The sequence below is a fragment of the Pseudomonas putida genome, from assembly GCF_022627325.1.
Taxonomy (GTDB): domain Bacteria; phylum Pseudomonadota; class Gammaproteobacteria; order Pseudomonadales; family Pseudomonadaceae; genus Aquipseudomonas; species Aquipseudomonas putida_X.
This window is the reverse complement of record NZ_JAETZZ010000005.1, coordinates 56,554-74,611: the sequence shown is the minus strand read 5'-3', so window position 1 is coordinate 74,611 and position 18,058 is coordinate 56,554. Positions and strand designations below refer to the sequence as shown.

Here is an 18,058-nt window from a genome sequence, read left to right as displayed (position 1 = left end):
ATCAGTACGAGTTTGGTGTTCTTGGCTCGCTGAGTGGGTGAGTTCGGTGTTTGAATTTTTTGGTGTGGAGGTACTTCAAAGTTTAGTATTTCATAGTTGTAGGTTCTTATTGTTTTCATTTCTTCTCGGGTAGCAATTCAAGTCCTGTGGCTGAAGCCAGCGAGGCTGAAGACCAAGCTTGTGCCAAGAGTTGCTGTTGGGGTGGCAGATGTCAACGGGGTTGAATTGACCTGGGGTGACCTAAAAACAGGCGGTGGTTTATTGAGGCTTCAAGCTGTAAGAAAGTTGCTTAGGTGATTTCCTACAGTGCTGGGTGAGGAGGGGCTGGTCTGGCCGCTTCTTTAAGTGTTCCGGTAGTTTTTCCTAAAGAGGCGTAATACTTTTCGCTTTGTTCTGAGAATTGATCGCGATGCGTTTATGTCGTTTTTTTTGAAATGAGTGTTTCGTGATGTTTTCGGTTGGCAACACATTAGCCGAGTGCACCGTGAGGTGCCTTGCCCTGTGCCCCACTTTTGAAATTGAGCGCCGCGCGGGCGGCGCTCGAAAACACTGGATCGGCGAGGTTAGCGCTTGCCGAGAATTTTCCCCAATGCCTCCGGCCGTGGTGCCCCTTGCTGGCTCTGCAGGTTGCCCTGCTCATCCTGATAGAAGATCGCCGGCGTGGCCTGCAAGCCCATTTCTTCCATCAAGGCCAGGTTCGCCGCCAGTTTCTGCTGCACCGCCTCTGGCACCTTGTCCAGCGCTTTCAGGGTACTGGCCTTGCCTGCTTTCTCATGCTGCTCCAGCGCTTTGGCCGGGTCTTTGGCGGCCAGCAGTGCCGCCGACTTGCCCGGGCTGTCCTCGCGGATGATGCCGACCATGATATGGCGCAGCTGCACCTTGCCTGATTCCACCCATGGCCGCGCCTGCTGCCAGAACATGTTGCAGTACGGGCAGTTCGGGTCGCTGAACAGGTAGACCTTGCGCGGTGCATCCGCCTTACCGTCAGCGATCCAGCTGGTTTTTTCCAGTTTCGCCCAGATGGCCTTGGACATAGGCCCGTACACCAGCTTTTCCAGGGGTTCGGCACTGAGGTCCTGGCCCTGTTCGTCAAACAGGCTGCCGATCAGCACATGCTTGCCATCGGGCGTGAGGTACAGGGCGATGCCGTTGTTCTGGTACTCGGCGGCGTAACCGCGCAGGCCATTGGGTGCATCGAAGCTGCCTTTGATCACGGCACCCTTGGCTTGCAGTTGCTCGATTGCCTTGGGCAGCGTTTCGGCCTGCGCCAGCGGGGCGGCCAGCAGGGCCAGGGACAGGGGCAGCAGTGCAGTCATTCGCATGTCATTTTCCTTGTGCGGCAGGGGCGGGCGCGGCGGCCCGTTCGAAAGGTTCCAAGGCACGGTGCAGGCTGGCCCGGGACAGCTCGCCCAGGTGGCTGCCGATCAGCCGCCCGTTGGCGTCGTAGAACAGGGTGGTGGGCAGGGCCATCGAACCGACTCGCTGGGCCAGAATACCGGTGCCGTCGAACAGCACATGGGTCAGGCTCAGTCCCGTGGTGGCGAGGAAGGTGCTGACGTTTTCCGGCGTCTCGCCTTGGTTGACGAACAGGAACGTCACATGAGGGTACTCACCCTGGGCGTGTTGCAGCACCGGCATTTCCCGGCGGCACGGTGGGCACCAGGTCGCCCAGATGTTGATCACCAGCGGCTTGCCGCGATAGCTGTGCAGCGCGACCGATTGCCCGCTGGCATTGCGCAGGCTCAGCTCTGGCAGCTCGGTGCCCTTGCTGTACAGATGGCTGCCAAGGCTGGCCAGGCCCCAGAACAGCGCGCCACTGAACAGCGCCCAGCCCAGCGGGCGACGCAGCCCGGGGTGGCGCCAACCTTGCCACAGGCTGGCGAGCACGACGCCGGTCAGCCCCGACCAGAGCAGGAAACCACCGTCGCGGATGTCGATCACCTGCACCAGGTCATCGCGGTACATCGGCCAGTAGGCCAGCACGAAGCCCAGGCGAGCGCACAGCAGGCCGATCAAGAACAGGTTGAACAGCGCCGACTCCGGGCTTTCGCCGCCACGCCGGGCCACCCACCAGCCGACCACGCTGGCGATCCCCAGGGCGGCGAGCATCAACAGATGATTGAGGGCCATGGTCAGGGGCCCCAGGGTTACCGTCAGCATCAGCCTTGGCTCCTGGTCTGGGCCCAATGTTGCAGGAAGGCGGCCGCATCCACCTCGCCGGTGATGCGCCGCGCGCGGCGTTCTTCGCCTTCCGGGCCGAGCCAGAGGATACTGGGCGGGCCGGGTACCTGGTAGCGCTGCAGCAGGGCACGGCTGGCGGGGGCATCGGCGGTCACGTCCAGGCGCAGCAGGCGCACGCCGGCCAGGCTGGCTTGCACGTCGTCACGGGCAAACACCTTTTTTTCCATCACTTTGCACGATACGCACCAGTCGGCGTAGTAATCGACCATCACCCATTGGCCACGGGCTTTGGCCGCATCGAGCTCGCGTTGCAGGTCCTCCGGGCGGCTGACGGTGACGAACTTATCTTCGCCGTGCTCAGTGGCCGAAGGTGCGGGCCCGCCGGCAAATGGGCGCAACGGCTGCCAGAGGTCATCGCCCCCGGCAGCAGCGCCTATCAGCAGCAGGCCGCCCCACAAGGCGCCCAGCAACGGTACGGCGCGCAAGGCAGGCAGACGCTGCAGGGCCGGCCAGGCCGCCCAGCCCAGTGCAATCAGCCAAGCGCCGCTCAAGGCCAGCAGCAGCGGTGCGGCGAGCAGGCTGCGGACGGTGTACAGGGCCATGGCCAGGAACACGAAGCCGAACACCCCCTTGACCCGCTCCATCCAGGCGCCCGGGCGGGGCAGGTAACGGTTGCCCAAGGTGACCAGCAACAGCAAGGGCACCCCCATGCCCAGGCCAAGGCTGAACAGCACCAGCGCGCCTTGCAGCACATCGCCACTCTGCGCGATGTAAAGCAGGGCGCCGGCCAGCGGCGCGGTCATGCACGGCCCGAGCAGCAGGCCCGACAGGGCCCCCAGAAGCGCCGCACCGTAGAGGTTGCCGCCACGGGTGCTTTGCCCGGCACGGTCCAGGCGATCACGCAGGGCGGCTGGCAATTGCAATTCGAAAGCGCCGAACATCGGCAGGGCAAGTATCACGAACAGCGCCGCCAGGCTGCCCAACAGCCAAGGCTGCTGCAACCAGGCTTGCAGGCTGGCGCCAAGCAGCGCTGCAACCACGCCGAGCCCTGCATAGACCAGCGCCATGCTCAGCACGTAGACCCCGGCCAGCACCCAGCCACGGCGTGCGCTGGCGCCGTTGCCCATGACCAGGCCGGCCAGGATCGGCAGCATCGGCAGCGAGCAAGGGGTAAAAGCCAGCAGCAGGCCAAGGCCGAAGAACGCCAGCAGGCTCCAGAGAAGGCTGGCGCTCTGCAGGCCGCTGGCCAGGGCTTGGTCGCTGGCCTGGTCGGTGGCAGGCGCGGCGCTGCCGCCCAGGTCGATGACAGTGGTTTGCGGCGGGTAGCACAGGCCGGCGTCGGCGCAGCCTTGCCAGCCCAGGCGCAACTGGCCTTCGGCGTTGGCGGGGAGCAGCAGTTCGAGTTGCTCGCGGTACACCGCGCTGTCGCCGAAGAATTCATCGTGATGGTTGAGGGCTGGCGGCAGTTGCGGGTGCTGCTCGACGGGCAGGCCATCGAACTTCAGGCGCTTCTGGTAGAGGTAGTAACCCTGTTTGATCTGGAAATGAAGGCGCATCTGGCCGTCGGCCTGGCGGTCGTGGGTCAGGACGAACGCCTGGTTCACCGGCAGGAAATCGGGTTTTACCGCGAACGGGTTGGCCTGCAGCGGGCCGGCCACAAGGAATGTGAGGAAGAGCAGGAGGACGCGCATGTCTTCGCCTTGGCAGAGTTGAACGGGGCCATGCTGGCCTGAGCCGATTAACCCAAAGTTAACCTGTGGCCGTGTTCGTACGCGAGCAATGTGGACATACCGCGACATACTGTCTGCTTGACTTTGCCAAAACCTATTTGAGTGCTGTAAAGTTGACGTGAAAGTCAGTTTTTGTGGGCGTCCTGCGTGGGCGGTCACATCCTTCCGCGTTTCCAGCACAAGAATCAAAAGATGGGCAGGCAGCGGCCTGCCCAGAGGATCAAGCATGTCCAACCGTGATATTTCCCGGCGCTCCTTCCTGCAAGGTGGCCTGATCGCCGGTGTCGGCGTGAGCATGGCGCCGCTCGGCAGCCAGGCCTTCGCCGCGCTGATGGAGGACCGTGTCACCACGTCGCCGCAGAAGTGGATGAACCACGACGGCAAGGCGCGTTTCCGTAACGACGCGTTGTCCAAGGTCTGTGGCAACAAAGTCTTTGCCCGCGACATCCGCGCCAAGGACATGCCCGGCTGGCCCGAGCAGCAAGGGCATGCCATGTTGCTCAAGACCACCAAGGCCGACCGCATCTACGCCGGTTTCGACCTCGGCCTGCTCGGCGCCGAGCTGCAGCCGGACCGCATCGTCACCGCCGCCGACCTGGAAAAGGACGGTATCGCCTGGCCCGAAGCCCATTCGCCTGACCCGCTGCTGCCACCTGGCAAGGTGCCGATGTTCATTGGCCACCCGGTGGCGATCCTGATCTGGAACGACTTCGAGCGCTTCCGCCAGGCCAAGCGCAAGCTGCAGTTCAACGACAAGGCGATCCGCTACGGCGCCCAGGCCCCGTTGTACCAGCGTGACCCTTACGGCAGCTTCCGTTTCGTGCGCGTCGGCGGCGCCACGCCGTTCGACGAGGACGAGTTCTCCAGCCTGAAGAACAGCATGCTGTTCCCGACCATCCTCAACCGTAAACCGGTGTGGTCCAAGCAGCCCAACCAGCACGGCGACCTCACCGAGCAGGGCCTGTTCTACGCCCAGCGGATCGGTGAGCAACTGGACAACCCGCCGGCAGACTGGCTGGTGTTCGATGAGCGCTACAAGACGCCTTCCATCGAGCCGGCGGCGCTCGAGCCCGACAACGGCAATGGCTGGTACGACGCCGGCACCGGTACGCTGCACTTCGTGGTCGCCACCCAGTGCCCGTTCGAAGTGGCGCAGGACTGCGTGCACATGATCAAGCCCTCGCGCTTCGCCCTCAACCACCTCAACATGCACCCGGGTTACACCGTGGGCTATGGCTCCAAAGACAACAACATCTTCGTCTTCTACGCCGCAGTTGCCGCGCTGTATGGCGCCGGTGTGCCGATCCGCCTGGCCAACGACCGCTATGAGCAGTTCCAGAGCGGCATCAAGCGCCATGCCTTCGACATCCGCTATCAACTGGCCGTGGACAAGAAGGACAACAGCTTCAAGATCTTTCGCGCCGACATGAGCTGTGATGGCGGTGGCCGCATCAACTACAGCCCGTCGGTGGCTGCGGTTGGCGCTACGGCGGCGCAGTCGATCTACTACATGCCGCAGAACGACCTGTCCGTCACGGCCTACCACTCGCGTGGCGTCGAGGCCGGCTCCATGCGCGGCTACGGCACCTTGCAGACCATGGCCGCCACCGAAATGATGGTCGACGAAGTGGCGGGGCGCCTGGGCGTCGATGCCATCGACCTGCGCCGCGCCAACGCGCTCAAATCGGGTATGAAGAACACCCAGGGCGCGGTCCCGGCAGGTGCCCTGCGCCTGCACGAGATCCTCGACAAGGCCGCCGCCCACGACTGGTGGCGCAACCGTGACGCACGCAAGCGCGAGATGGACGCCAAAGACAAGGACCACTGGTACGGCGTCGGTTTCGCCATCTGCCAGAAGGACTTCGGCACCGGTTCCGAAGCGCCGATGGCCAGCGTCGAGTTCACCGCCGATGGCCGCATCAGCCTGCGCCACATCGGTACCGAGCTGGGCACCGGCATGTCCACTTCCCAGGCTCTGGTGGTCAGCGACTTCCTCGGCCGTTCGGCTGACGAGGTGAAGACCGCAGTGACCGAGTGGCCTGAACTGCAACTGGCCACCAGCGGTAACCCGTACCTGATCAGCCAGGCCGAGCAGGACGCGGCGCTGCGCAACCCGCGCTGGGTCGGCAAGCTGGCATCGCCGTCGTCGGCGACCAACTCGGCGTTCTATTTCAGCCACGCCACCCGCGAAGCGGCGCGCGTGCTGTTCAATCATGGCCTTTGGCCGGCGGCCATGGCCCTGTGGCGTCAAGGCCCGTTCGGTGGGCAGGCCAACCCCTTGGTGGTGCGCCGCGAGAACGCGGTGTGGGTCAACGGTGAACTGACCGGCAATGGCCTGGCGCCGATCCCGTTCGCCGAGCTTGCGAAGAAAGCCCACGAAATGGGCCTGGTCACCGGCGTCAGCGTGCACGGTTTCAACCGTTGGAGCTGGGCAGAGGCCGACTTCGTCATCGACGGCGTGCGCGAGCGTTTCCCGCTCGATGCCGTGGCCGTGAAATACGGCGACGGTGCGCCGAACGCCAAGAAAGCGCAGATGAGCAGCAACGGCTACCACTTGCTCGACCGGCAGAACGCCGCCTACCCGGCCACCCAGTTGAACAACGCCATGGTCACCTACTACAGCCCGGTGGCCACCATCGTCGAAATCAAAGTGAACAAGGGCACCCATGAGGTGCAGGTCCTCAACCATCACAGCTGGGTCGAGTGCGGCCGTGTGCTGGTGCCGGAGCTGGTCAAGGGCCAGCTCGAAGGCGGCATCGCCATGGGCATTGGCCATGCGCTGACCGAAGAGATGCCGTTGCATGAGGGTGGCCCGGGGGAGGGCGACTGGAACTTCAACCGCTATCGCCTGCCGCATGCCAAGGACGTGGCGGTCTGGAAGCAGACCTCCGAGATTCTCCCGCCCTTGTCGCCCACCGACCCGTCCAAGGGCATTGCCGAGGTGGTGATGATCCCGGTGGTCGGCGCCATCGGCAACGCCGTGGCCCATGCCATCGGCAAGCGTGTGCGTGACCTTCCGATTACTCCAGCCCGCATCAAGGAGGCCCTCAATGGCTAACCGTCCGCTTCAACTGACCCTCAACGGTCAACCTGTCGGTCCGGTCGAGGTCCCCGACGACCTGGCGATGATCGACTACCTGCACGAACACCAGAACCTCACCGGCTCGCGCCTGGGCTGCGGCCAGGGTATCTGCCATGCCTGCGTCGTGATCGTCGACAACCCGGATGGCACCAGTGAAGAAGTGCGTACCTGCATCACCGGTGCCCATTACTTCACCGGCAAGAAGGTCCGTACTATCGAAAGCCATGCCAAGCAGGACGAGGCCGGCAACTTCACGCTCAACCCCATCCAGCAGAAGTTCGTCGACCTGTTCGCGTTCCAGTGCAGCTACTGCGCACCGGGCTTCGTCAACGCGGCCACCGTGCTGGTGGAAAATGCCCAGCGTCAGCCGGTGAAGAAGAGCGAGCTGGAGGACCGTATCGAAGAGAGCCTGGGGCACCACATCTGCCGTTGCACGGGCTACGTGCGTTACTACGACGCCACCCGTACGGTCCTCAACGACCTCGGCCTGGTCAAGGAGGGTTGAGCATGGCGTTCGTACGTTCCAGCCTGGCGCTGGCGCTTGGCCTCGCCGTATCGATGGCGGCCCAGGCCGATGACCCGGCACAGATCAAGCGCGGCGAATACCTCGCCCGTGCCGCCGACTGCATGGCCTGCCACACCGCCGAAGGCGGCGCGCCCTATGCTGGCGGCCTGCCGATTCACTCACCGTTCGGCACCATCTATGGCACCAACATCACCCCGGACAAAGCGTACGGTATCGGCAATTACACCGCCGACGAATTCTTTGCGGCCGTCACCGAGGGCAAGCGCAAGGACGGCGCCAACCTGTACCCGGCCATGCCCTACACCTCGTACCACCTGATCTCCCGGGAAGACTCCGATGCGATCCTGGCGTACCTGATGACCGTGCCGCCGATCAACCGCCCGGCCCCGCAGACCAAGCTCAGCTTCCCGTTCAACGTGCGCATGGGCCTGTCGGGCTGGAACATGCTGTACGGCAAGAGTGTGCAGCTACAGCCCACCGAAGGTAAAAGCCCGGCATGGCAGCGCGGGCAGTACATGGTCGAAGTCATGGGCCACTGCGGCGAGTGCCATACCCCGCGTAACCCGATTGGTGCGCTGCAGCAGGACCAGCGCCTGACCGGCGGGCTGCTCAATGGCTACCTGGCACCGAGCCTGCTGGCCAAGGACCTTGCCGACCGTGGCTGGACCCAGCCCGACCTCACCACCTTCCTCAAGCACGGTATCAGCGCCCAGGGCAGCATGTTCAACGAGATGTACCCGGTGGTGCACCACAGCACCCAGCACCTCGAGGACGCCGACCTGGCTGCCATGGCCACCTATTTGTTGGGTGAACAGCCGCCGCCTGCCAAGGTCATACAGGAAGTCCCCCTGGACCAGCTCAGCGACAGCGCCAAGCGCGGCCGCCAGCAATACCTCAATGTCTGCGCCGGTTGCCACGGTGTCGACGGCGAAGGCAAGCCGCATATCGCGGTGGCAATGCAGGGCAACACGGTGCTGCGTCAGGGGGATTCACGCAACCTGGTCAAGGCCATCCTCGACGGTATCCGTGAGCAGCAATTCACAGGTTTCGAGCGCATGCAGCCGATGCCGGGCTTTGCCGACAAGCTCAGTGATGAGCAGGTCACGGATATGGTCAATTACCTGCGTCAGGCCTGGGGCGGATTGCCAGGTGATTTGAGCGTACAACAGCTTGCTGAGCTGAAGGCGGAGTAATACGTGCAACATCTTGATCTGCAGGTTGTACACCAGGCGATGCAGTGGTCGGGTAACGGCCAGCGGGTCTGGTTGTGCACGGTGCTGGCCACTTACGGTTCGGCGCCGCGCGCGCCGGGCTCGCTGCTGGCGGTGAATGAGGCAGGGCAGTGGGTGGGCTCGCTGTCGGGCGGCTGCGTCGAGGACGACTTCCTCGAGCGCGTGGCCCTGGGCGAGTTCCCCGAGCCGGTCGCGATCGTGCGCTATGGCGATGGCAGCGACCGGCGTTCGAGCATTCGCCTGCCGTGTGGCGGGGTGCTGGAGGTGCTGGTGGAAAACCTGCCGGCCGATTGCGACGTGCAGGCGCATCTGCGCGCCTTGGCAAGTGCGCTGCAGGGCCAGCGGCGGCTTCTGCGCGAGGTGAGCCTACCCGACGGCACGCGCCGGCTCAGCGACGACACGTGCCAGGGCCCAAGGGTCGAACGCGCTGCCACCCGTGTGCGCCTGCGTGTGGGCGCCGCTCAGCGGCTGCTGTTGGCGGGGTATTCCAGCGTTGCGCAGTATTGCGCCGAGTTCGGCAAGGGGCTGGGGTTTGAAGTCATCCTCTGCGAGCCGCGCAGCGAGGTGCTCGAAGGCGTGGTGCTGCACGGCATCGAAGTGCGCCGCGAGTTGCCGTCGGAATTCATCGCCAACGGTGGTTGCCATGCCGACACGGCAGTGGTTGCCTTGACCCATGATCCCAAAATCGATGACTTGGCCATGCTTGAAGCAGTACGTACCGAGGCGTTTTACATTGGCGTCATGGGTTCCAAGGCCACCTCCGACAAACGTCGCGAACGCCTGCAGCGCATCGGTGGCCTGGGCAGTGGCGAGTTGGCGCGCATCCACGCACCGATCGGCCTCAACCTGGGCAGCAAGACCCCCGCAGAGATCGCCCTGGCAGTGCTGGCCGATATCCTGCGCATGCGTAACGGCATCGAGCGGGCGGCGCTGTGAGCATCGTCGCGCTGGTGCTGGCGGCGGGCAGCAGCGTGCGTTTCGGTGGCGACAAGCGCCGGGCCACGTTGGCCGATGGGCGCAGCTTGCTGGTGCATAGCGTCGAGCGTGCCTGTTCGGTATTCAGCGATGTTCGCGTGGTACTGCGTGAGGGAGAGCGCGGCGCGGATCTGGGTTTACCGGGCCAATGCCGGGTCATTGCCAGCCCGGATGCCGGGTTGGGGATGGGGCATAGCCTGGCGGCCGGGGCTGCCTCGTTGATCGACAGTGAGGCACAGGCGGTGGCGGTGCTGTTGGGCGATATGCCCTGGATCGCTCAGGCAACGTTGGGCCAGCTTGCCGCGGTGGCCGATTTGTCCAGGATCGTCTTGCCAGAACATGACGGACAACAGGGGCACCCGGTGTTGTTCGGGCGCGATTTCTGGCCGGCGCTTTCACGCCTGACGGGTGATGAGGGCGCGCGCTCGGTGCTGAAGGCGCACCCGGCGAGTTGCATCAGGCTTGCAGTGCAGGATGCCGGAGTGTTGCAGGACGTGGACCGGCCCGAAGCCGTCAACCGCTGAGCACGTCGTTCTGCCTATTCATTTTCTTCTTCCTCTTCGTCGAGGTCATACGGCTGAAGGTCAGCCAGTTGCGCGAGCAGACTCAAATGCACTTCGGCATCCAGTCGCTGAAGGCGCTCCGGCTCGGCAGAGCCTCCCAGCATCAGGGCAGGTACGAAACCGTACATCTCGCCGGCCTCCAGATCGCCCAATGCTTTTCTGGCCTCGTCGAAAAGCCCCAGGCCGATGTTTTCGGTCATGGCCCGCATGAGCAAGCTTTGGATTTTGTTGTCCCGTTCTTCGCTGTTGGCGCTTGGCACACTCAGGAAGTACCGGCAATGGTAGGCCGCAATGGTCAGCAGCGAGCCGGTGTTTTCACCCCACAGGTACAACTCGCCGAAAGCGCTGTGGGCAATGAGGTGGTAGGTGTCGTGGGTGGTGCCACCCAGCCAGGCATCGACTACGGATTCGTATTCACGTGGGTTTACCAGCCAGAAAAGGCCACTGCCGTAGCCGCACCAACCGTGTTCTTTCCAGTAGTCGAGGAGTTGGTTGGGGAGTTTGTCTTTGTAATGATCGAGGGCGGATTGAGGAACGGGTTGGTGGCCCGTACGGTCGCCGAAGGTTTCGAGGAAGATAGAGAAGACTACGTTCATTGTTTTATTCCTTTTTAGTTATGCTGGGTATGGCAAAATTCCGGTATTACACGGTGGGGCGGAGGGCATAAGGTCTGATGGCTGTGCCAAGTGGGTTTCATTGGTCGTAACCTTGAAGGCTTGTAATTTTTGATAGTAAGAGCAGGTGCTCTACGGCTTTAAGTTTCGCAAGATGTTCAAGTGTGTTAGGGCCGCCCAGCATTACGGCTGGAACAAAACCGTACATTTCGTCCGGTGCGAGAGGGCCGAGCCTGTGATAGGCAGGTTCGAACAAGTCACCGTAATTGTTAGAGTCTTTGCTTATGGATAAAAGGAATGCAGGAAAGCCTTTATCAAGCTGTTCGCCGGTGTATACGGATGTACGGGTCACATACCGTGAAAGAATGCTGCTTATTTTTAGTGAGGCCCCGGTTTCCTCTCCCCAGAAGTAAAGGTCGCCGAAAGCGCTACGTGCAATGAGATGATAGTTGTCATATTTCGCAAATTTTGTGTTTTCTAACCAAGCGTTGACGACGCAGTCGTACTCTTGGGGATTGACCAGCCAGAAAATACCTTTGCCAAAACCACACTGGCCATGTTGAGACCAGTAATCAAGAAGTTGATGGGGTAATCTCCCTGCGTATAGGTCAATGCTCGCATTTGTAACCGGAAACTGACAAATAGGGGGGCCGAGTTTTTCAATGAATCTGCTAAATAATCTGTCCATCATCATCTCTTGATAGGTTAGCATTTGTGTAGTTTTACATTCATGAATGTGGTGCTTCGCATTGATTCAGGCACTGATTCAGCGGCGATGGCGAGGTTGTGAATCTTGTTTTTCCATTGTGGGCCAATGGTGGAGTTGACCTGTCTGTCACCAAAGTCAGTGATGGCGTCTTTACCGCCGGCAACCAGGTCGGGATTGTGTAAGGCTGCAATGGTTGACATCTCTGATTTGGCTTTTTTGATTGCAATGTTCTCGGCCTCAATAAAATCGTGGTCTTCCAAAAGCTCCTCGAGAAAACGATTTATAAAAGCATCCTCTTGATCTCTTCGGGCCTGCTTGGCGTTTGCCGGATTTCTTAAAATCGGGTCAGCAATATTCTTCAAGAATTCATCGACCGTTAAACGGTTCATTCCCCTTTCCTGACCTCCCAGTTGCCGCTCGAACTCTCCAGTTTTTGAGGTGGGTAGCTTACCTGTCTTGAAACACTCTACATTGTGCAAAGCCATAATGGCGGCTTTACCTACAGTGTGGTCTTTGTCCTTGTTGTCCGGTCGGCCCGTTTGTAAAGGCTGTTGATCATCGAGTGCCCCCTTACGCCGCTCCGGCACCTGCAAATCCGGCCGGTTCTTCAGCCCTTCTTCATGCTTGAGCATCCATTGCCCAAGCCGCGCCCCCTTGCTGCTGGCCGCCATCTCCTGCGCCAGCACCCGGGCATCGCCCCGACCGCGTGTGAGGTACGAAACCATTGCCCCCAATAGCAGAACCACCACTTCCACATGGCCCAAGGCAATGTGATGGGCCGCCCTGGAAATTGCATGCGGATCATCCCGCCCGAAAGGGTTAAGGCTTTCGTCCCGTGTGCCCTCCCAGGCGATGCGGATACCATCGATGTAGTACTCGCCGATCCGGGGCAAACCATCGATAAAGAACTCGGCAATGGAGGCAAGTCCCAGTGCGCCCAGGATCCAGCCACTGACCTTGAGGCCCACTGTCGCGCCAGTGCCGGCCAAGGGGATGGCCCCTGCACCGGCGCCGAATGCCCCGATCCCGGCGCCAATCGCGCCGCCGGTTAACGTGCTGCCGACAACGATCATCGCCATCTGCCTGACGACGATCAGCAGTTCGTCAATGATGACGGCGATGTTCAGGTCGGCGAAGCGCTGGCGCAGCATGTGCGCGGCCTGCCATTCGGCCTGGTTGAAGGCAGACTGCACCGCCCTGAGTCGGCGTAGGTTGAGTGACAGTGAAGCCACTGGCTGGTTAGGGTGGGTGCGGAAATGGGCGCCTCCCTGATAGCCCACTTTATCGATGACCCGTGACTCGATCTCGTGCCATGACGGCACCAGGTGGCTCAGAAACATGTGTGTCTCCCTGACAGCGCTGTGCAGGGGAAATCACATCATGGTTTGGAAGTAATCATTTCCGTGGTTCTTGTAGGAAAAGTCTTTATCGTCTTCGAATGGAGATGATCATGGTGCAAAAAGACCGATGCCCCTGCCTGAGCTCACCGGCCTTGAACGGCATGCCCACCATGGCGCGAAAAAGGCCCATAATTCCCCGTTAATCCCTTCATAGTGCAATGCCAGCCACACCACTGCGGGAGCCCCCACCATGCACGTTCTGCTCTGCGAGGACGACGACCTGATCGCCAGCGGCATCTGCGCCGGCCTCACTGCCCAAGGCTTGACCGTCGACCGCGTAGCCAACGCCGCTGCCGCCCGGGCCATGCTCCAGGCGGCGCAGTTCGATGTGATGATCCTTGACCTCGGCCTGCCCGACGAAGACGGCCTCAAACTGTTGCGCCGCCTGCGTCAGCAGGGCATCGACCTGCCGGTGCTGGTGCTCACCGCCCGCGATGCGGTCACTGACCGGGTCGACGGCCTGCAGGCCGGTGCCGACGACTACCTGCTCAAGCCCTTCGACCTGCGCGAGCTGGCCGCGCGCCTGCACACCTTGCTGCGGCGGGTCGCGGGGCGGGCGGTGAACGTGATCGAGCATGGCCCGCTGCGCTACGACCCCAGCAGCTGCGAAGCGACCCTGGCCGGTCAGCCGGTCGACCTGTCGCGGCGTGAGCAGGCCTTGCTCCAGGCCCTGCTGCAGAACCCTGGCCGGGTGCTGTCCAGCGAGCAGCTCAAGGACTGCGTGTACGGCTTCAGTGACGAGGTCGAAAGCAACGCCCTCAACGTGCATATCCATCACCTGCGCCGCAAGCTTGGCAACAGCATCGTCGAGACCGTGCGCGGCCTGGGTTACCGCCTTGGCCCGGCGCAGGCGCCAGAGGAAGCCGCATCATGAGCCTGCGGGTGCGCCTGAGCCTGATTCTGGGCAGTGCGTTCATCATCATCTGGGTGCTCGCGGCTGCCTGGATGCTGCGCGACCTGCGCCAGCAGATGATGTTCTCCCTCGACCAGCGCCTGGTGGCGTCAGCGCGCATGGTCGCGGGGCTGATCGATCAATTGCCCAAGCCTCTGAGCGCCAAGGGCGAAGAGGCGCATTTTTCAGCCGACCAGTTCACCGTGCCCGACGGCATGGCCTGCCAGGTCAGCTCGCTGCGCGGCGAGATCCTTGCCAGCAACCACAAGCATGATGGGGGCATGGACGATGAACAGAGCGGCTTCCGCGACCAGACCATCGACGGCGCGCTGTGGCGTACCTTCACCTACAACCATGGCGATGTGCGCATCACCACTGCCGACCGCCACATGGAGCGCGAGGCGCTCAACCAGTCCATCCTGCTGGCCGCCTCGGCGCCGGTGCTGATGGCCTTGCTCGGCAGCCTGGGGCTTGTGTGGATCGGCCTGGGCAAAGGCCTGGAGCCGCTCAATCGCATGCGTGACGCCTTGCGCAGGCGGCGAGCCGACAGCGTGGAGCCGTTGCAGGTGGCGGGCTTGCCCAGTGAGTTGCAACCCTTGCTCGACACCCAGAACCAGCTGTTTCTGCGCATCGCCCAGACCCTGGAGCGCGAACGCCGGCTGACCGACGACGCCGCGCATGAACTGCGCAGCCCGCTGACGGCGATCAAGACCCACCTGCAGGTGGCCCGCATGACCGATGGCGCAGTGCGCGAGCAGGCGCTGGAGCATGCAGAACAGGGCACCGACCGCATGCACCGGACCCTGGAACAACTGCTGCTGCTGGCGCGGGTCGAAGGCAGCCTGTCGTTCGAGGATGGCGTGCAGTGCAGCGCCGAACAGGTCGCCCGGCAGGCGGTGCAGGATGCCGGTGGGGGTGATAACCGGCGCATCGTCCTGCGCCTGCCGGAGGAGGCCACGCGCATCTACCTCGGTATGCCGGCACCGCTGGCGGTGGCGGCGCTGCGCAACTTGCTGGACAACGCCTTGCGCCATGGCGGTGACTCGGAAGTGGAACTGGAGGTGCAGATGGCCGATGGGCAGATTGGCTTCATGGTGCGCGACCATGGGCCTGGTATTGCCGCTGATGACCTGCAGCACTTGACCGAGCGTTTCTGGCGCAACGGCCAGAGCGGTGGCTGCGGGCTGGGGTTGGCGATCGTCCAGGCGATCGTGCAGCGCTGTGCCGGCAGCTTGCGCTTCGACAGCCAGAGCGATGGCTTGCGGGTGGTGCTGCAAGTGCCGGCGCGCTCGGGCGCTTGATCTGCGCCGGCTGTGCCGGCGATGGGCTGCGCAGCAGCCCTGAGCACGCTAACGGTCTGACATTTGCCGCGCAGTCCAGAGCAGCGCTACGGTCGGCGTGGGCGCCGGCTTGCCGGCGACTGGGCAGCACAGGCCACAAAAAATCCCACAACAAGCGCTAAATCCTCCTCCCAGCCAAGCGTTTTCCAAGCGACAACTACCCGCACATTCGCTTGCTTGCGAGGATTTACCCATGTCGACCGCTTCCAGCCTTGCCCAGGTCCTGCCGGCCAGCGCGCCGCAACCGCTGTACGAGTTCACCGAGTCGCCCCTGCTGCAACGCCAGCAGCGACAGGAATCCAACGCCCGCAGCTATCCGCGGCGTATCCCGTTGGCGCTCAAGCGCGCCCGTGGCATCCATGTCGAAGATGTCGAGGGCAGGCAGTTCATCGACTGCCTGGCTGGCGCCGGTACCTTGGCCCTGGGCCATAACCACCCGGTGGTGATCGAGGCCATCCAGCGTGTCCTGGCCGATGAAATCCCCTTGCACACACTCGACCTGACCACGCCGGTCAAGGACCGCTTCGTTCAGGACCTGTTCGGCATCCTGCCCGAAGCGCTGCGCCGTGAAGCCAAGGTGCAGTTCTGTGGCCCGACCGGGACCGACGCCGTGGAGGCGGCGCTCAAGCTGGTACGCAGCGCCACCGGGCGCAGCACCGTGCTGGCCTTCCAGGGCGCCTACCATGGCATGAGTCAGGGCGCGCTGAGCCTGATGGGCAGTCATGGCCCCAAGCAACCGCTGGGTGCCTTGCTGGCCAACGGGGTGCAGTTCATGCCGTACCCCTACGATTACCGCTGCCCGTTCGGCCTGGGTGGCGAAGCCGGGGTCAAGGCCAATCTGCATTACCTGGAAAACCTGCTGCTGGACCCTGAAAGCGGCGTGCCGCTGCCCGCTGCCGTGATCCTGGAGGTGGTGCAGGGCGAAGGCGGGGTGATACCTGCCGATGTCGAATGGCTCAAGGGGGTGCGGCGCATCACCGAGCAGGCCGGCGTGGCACTGATCGTCGATGAGATTCAAAGCGGTTTTGCCCGTACCGGGCGGATGTTCGCCTTCGAACACGCCGGCATCGTGCCCGATGTGGTCACCCTGTCCAAGGCCATTGGCGGCAGCCTGCCGCTGGCGGTGGTGGTGTACCGCGACTGGCTCGACACCTGGAAGCCGGGCGCCCATGCCGGCACGTTCCGTGGTAACCAGATGGCCATGGCCGCGGGTTCGGCGGTGATCAACTACCTGGTCGAGCATCGCCTGGCCGAGCATGCCGAGGCCATGGGCCGGCGCCTGCGTGATCACCTGCAGCGGCTGCAACGCGACTATCCACAGTTGGGCGATATCCGTGGGCGTGGCCTGATGCTCGGGGTCGAGCTGGTCGATGTGCAGGGCCAGCGCGACGTGCTGGGCCACCCGCCGGCCAATCGCGAACTGGCACCCAAGGTGCAGCGCGAATGCCTCAAACGCGGGCTCATTCTGGAGCTGGGTGGGCGCCACGGTGCGGTGGTGCGCTTCCTGCCGCCGCTGATCATCACTGCGCAGCAGGTCGATGAGGTGGCGCAGCGCTTTGCCCAGGCCCTGGCTGCGGCGGTCTGACCCCTGAGGGGCGCGCTGCGCCCCATTTCTCGGCAAGCCCGCTTTCACTTGAACTGGCGGGGCATGCCCGCCGCGTTCGCTACCGCTTACCAGCCGCGCCCGGAGTTGACCCAGAAGTTCACAGACAGCGATGTCGATACCGACTCCACCTGGTGGAACCAGCCTTCTGGTAGAAACAACAGATCCCCGGCCTGCAGCAGCACCCGCAGGAAGGTAACCCCGCGCGCTTCGGGGAAGCGCTGATAATCCGGTGCATCGGGGTTGAAGTCGCAGCCGTCCAGGCCTCCCTTGGGCGAGGTCGACCAGGTGCCCAGGGCCGGGCGATGGTGGGGCGCCGCCAGGATGAACGACTTGTCCCCCCACACCTGGGCGAACAGGTTGTCGGCATCGTCGCGGTGCAACGGCGTGAGGGTGCCTTTGGGGCCGATCCAGATGCGCGGTGCGATGTACAGCGAGCGCTCGAAGTAGGGCGGGTACTGGATCAGCTCGAGCAACTGCGCAGGCACGATGTTGTTGCCCATGTAAGCCGGTGGCTCGCCGTTGCTGTCACGCGGCTGCGGGTTGTCCAGGGCGTTGATGAAATCTGCCATGGACGTGGCGCGAAAGTCGCGCTCGGTGGAGAAGGTCTTCTTCACGTAGTCGCCATGACGGGTGATGCCCTGCAGTTCGGCGAAGTGCTCCAGCGAAGCCTGGCGGTCGAGGTTGAACAGCTTCCACTCACGCAGGGCGTCACTGATCACCACCGGTGTGCCGTACGGCAAATAGTGGCGCTGGAAACGCTCCACATCCAGTTGCGCGGCGGGGATTCGTTCTACTTCGGTCAACTGCGGCAGGCTGGCCGACACACGTTCGCTGTAGCGCGGTGGCGTGACATGGCGCTGGTTCATGTCAGTCTTCTGCGCCGTCACGCCCTTGCGCGCCAGGTCGATGATTTGCGGCAGCAGCGTGGCCAGGCCGAGGTTGCCGCCGATTTTCAGCCGGCCGCCGGCAAACAGCTCCTCGACGTTGGCGCTGCCGGCCATGATGCCCAGCAGGTCCTGCTGGGTGACTTCGATGGTGACATCCGGCGTTGCATGCCGGCCGGCTTCGGTGCGCGGCCGGGTACCGGCTTCACACCAGTAGGCCTGCTGCGGGCCGAAGATGAATTGGAAGATGCCTTCGACGCCTACGGCACCGGCATTGGCGAACAGCTTGTTCAGCAAAGGTTGCAGTTCCACGGCGCAGCCTCT

The 18,058-nt window shown here is 63.1% G+C and carries 15 protein-coding genes; 8 read left to right on the top strand and 7 right to left on the bottom strand.

The window, feature by feature from the left end:
• Positions 1-563 precede the first annotated feature (563 nt).
• From dsbG to dsbD, 3 genes are read right to left on the bottom strand one after another with little or no spacing between them, the layout of a single operon-like run.
• Positions 564-1,322, bottom strand: coding sequence for a thiol:disulfide interchange protein DsbG (gene dsbG, locus JNA92_RS09695; RefSeq protein WP_241804484.1), 759 nt, complete (start codon positions 1,320-1,322; stop codon positions 564-566).
• Position 1,323: 1 nt separating this feature from the next.
• Positions 1,324-2,160, bottom strand: a complete 837-nt coding sequence (locus tag JNA92_RS09690; protein ID WP_241804483.1) for a TlpA family protein disulfide reductase — start codon at positions 2,158-2,160, stop codon at positions 1,324-1,326.
• Entirely contained in the window at positions 2,160-3,872 is a 1,713-nt protein-coding gene (gene dsbD, locus JNA92_RS09685; protein WP_241804482.1) for a protein-disulfide reductase DsbD, read from the bottom strand. Before dsbD ends, JNA92_RS09690 begins: the two co-directional genes overlap by 1 nt.
• A 265-nt stretch (positions 3,873-4,137) precedes the next feature.
• On the opposite strand from dsbD, the gene JNA92_RS09680 reads away from it, so the two are divergent.
• Genes JNA92_RS09680 through JNA92_RS09660 form a run of 5 tightly spaced genes read left to right on the top strand, consistent with a single transcriptional unit; the run spans position 4,138 to position 10,250 of the window.
• Positions 4,138-6,969, top strand: a complete 2,832-nt coding sequence (locus tag JNA92_RS09680) for a xanthine dehydrogenase family protein molybdopterin-binding subunit (RefSeq protein ID WP_241804481.1) — start codon at positions 4,138-4,140, stop codon at positions 6,967-6,969.
• A complete protein-coding gene (locus JNA92_RS09675) occupies positions 6,962-7,498 on the top strand; it encodes a (2Fe-2S)-binding protein (protein WP_241804480.1) in 537 nt (178 codons plus the stop codon). The genes JNA92_RS09680 and JNA92_RS09675 overlap by 8 nt, the downstream gene beginning before the upstream one ends.
• A 2-nt stretch (positions 7,499-7,500) precedes the next feature.
• Complete coding sequence (locus JNA92_RS09670) at positions 7,501-8,712, top strand: cytochrome c (RefSeq protein WP_431312458.1); 1,212 nt, start codon at positions 7,501-7,503, stop codon at positions 8,710-8,712.
• Positions 8,713-8,715: 3 nt separating this feature from the next.
• A complete protein-coding gene (locus JNA92_RS09665; RefSeq protein ID WP_241804479.1) occupies positions 8,716-9,687 on the top strand; it encodes an XdhC family protein in 972 nt (323 codons plus the stop codon).
• On the top strand, positions 9,684-10,250 hold the full coding sequence (locus JNA92_RS09660; protein WP_241804478.1) for a nucleotidyltransferase family protein: 567 nt from the start codon (positions 9,684-9,686) through the stop codon (positions 10,248-10,250). The genes JNA92_RS09665 and JNA92_RS09660 overlap by 4 nt, the downstream gene beginning before the upstream one ends.
• Before the next feature lie 14 nt (positions 10,251-10,264).
• Here JNA92_RS09660 and JNA92_RS09655 read toward each other — a convergent pair whose 3' ends face one another.
• The 3 genes from JNA92_RS09655 to JNA92_RS09645 form a co-directional block, all read right to left on the bottom strand.
• Positions 10,265-10,885 (bottom strand): GAD-like domain-containing protein, encoded by a 621-nt coding sequence (locus tag JNA92_RS09655; protein WP_241804477.1) that lies wholly within the window; start codon positions 10,883-10,885, stop codon positions 10,265-10,267.
• A 97-nt stretch (positions 10,886-10,982) separates the two neighbouring features.
• Complete coding sequence (locus JNA92_RS09650; RefSeq protein WP_241804476.1) at positions 10,983-11,591, bottom strand: GAD-like domain-containing protein; 609 nt, start codon at positions 11,589-11,591, stop codon at positions 10,983-10,985.
• A 17-nt stretch (positions 11,592-11,608) separates the two neighbouring features.
• Positions 11,609-12,952 (bottom strand): DUF6861 domain-containing protein, encoded by a 1,344-nt coding sequence (locus tag JNA92_RS09645; protein ID WP_241804475.1) that lies wholly within the window; start codon positions 12,950-12,952, stop codon positions 11,609-11,611.
• A 250-nt stretch (positions 12,953-13,202) separates the two neighbouring features.
• On the opposite strand from JNA92_RS09645, the gene JNA92_RS09640 reads away from it, so the two are divergent.
• From JNA92_RS09640 to JNA92_RS09630, 3 genes are all read left to right on the top strand, one after another.
• Positions 13,203-13,886 (top strand): response regulator, encoded by a 684-nt coding sequence (locus tag JNA92_RS09640; protein ID WP_016393078.1) that lies wholly within the window; start codon positions 13,203-13,205, stop codon positions 13,884-13,886.
• Positions 13,883-15,205 (top strand): ATP-binding protein, encoded by a 1,323-nt coding sequence (locus JNA92_RS09635; RefSeq protein ID WP_241804474.1) that lies wholly within the window; start codon positions 13,883-13,885, stop codon positions 15,203-15,205. Before JNA92_RS09640 ends, JNA92_RS09635 begins: the two co-directional genes overlap by 4 nt.
• Positions 15,206-15,437: 232 nt before the next feature.
• Positions 15,438-16,829 carry an aspartate aminotransferase family protein gene (locus JNA92_RS09630; RefSeq protein ID WP_241804473.1) on the top strand — a complete coding sequence of 464 codons (1,392 nt, stop codon included), beginning with the start codon at positions 15,438-15,440 and terminating at the stop codon, positions 16,827-16,829.
• 86 nt (positions 16,830-16,915) lie between these two features.
• On the opposite strand, the gene JNA92_RS09625 is transcribed toward JNA92_RS09630, so the two are convergent.
• Entirely contained in the window at positions 16,916-18,046 is a 1,131-nt protein-coding gene (locus tag JNA92_RS09625; protein WP_241804472.1) for a cupin-like domain-containing protein, read from the bottom strand.
• Between the last annotated feature and the right edge of the window lie 12 nt (positions 18,047-18,058).